The organism is Paenibacillus profundus (assembly GCF_021369635.1).
Taxonomy (GTDB): Bacteria; Bacillota; Bacilli; order Paenibacillales; family Paenibacillaceae; genus Paenibacillus_B; species Paenibacillus_B profundus.
In genome coordinates this window covers 1-724 of sequence record NZ_JAJNBZ010000100.1, presented here as the reverse complement: position 1 = coordinate 724, position 724 = coordinate 1, and the positions used below count along the sequence as shown (strand labels likewise).

The 724-nt window shown below is 50.8% G+C and carries 1 rRNA gene; it reads right to left on the bottom strand.

The window, feature by feature from the left end:
- Window positions 1-666 (bottom strand): 23S ribosomal RNA (locus tag LQV63_RS31240); the annotation flags it as partial.
- Between the last annotated feature and the right edge of the window lie 58 nt (window positions 667-724).

The window sequence follows — 724 nt, the reverse complement described above, 5'->3', positions numbered from 1 at the left end:
CGGCTCTTCACCTTAACCTTGCACGTAAACGTAACTCGCCGGTTCATTCTACAAAAGGCACGCCATCACCCAGTTAACGGGCTCTGACTTCTTGTAAGCACACGGTTTCAGGTTCTATTTCACTCCCCTTCCGGGGTGCTTTTCACCTTTCCCTCACGGTACTGCTTCACTATCGGTCACCAGGGAGTATTTAGCCTTAGCAGATGGTCCTGCCAGATTCCCACGGGGTTTCACGTGTCCCGCGGTACTCGGGATCCGTCTCGGAGGGCATTTACTTTCGAATACAGGGCTGTTACCTTCTATGGCGGGCCTTTCCAGACCTCTTCATCTAATAAACACCTTTCTGACTCCTAATGAGACGTCCCACAACCCCGAAGAGCAAGCTCTTCGGTTTAGGCTATTCCGCGTTCGCTCGCCGCTACTGACGGAATCACTATTGTTTTCTCTTCCTGAGGGTACTTAGATGTTTCAGTTCCCCTCGTATGCCTCATCACACCCTATGTATTCAGATGTGAGTGACTGCCTATTACGACAGCCGGGTTTCCCCATTCGGACATCCCCGGATCGATGCTTGCTTACAGCTCCCCGAGGCATTTCGTTGTTCGCCACGTCCTTCGTCGGCTCCTGGTGCCTAGGCATCCTCCGTGTGCTCTTACTAGCTTAACCTAGTTTGCTCATTGCTGAGCTTTATATCAACATAAGGATGATTCTAAGACACTTTACT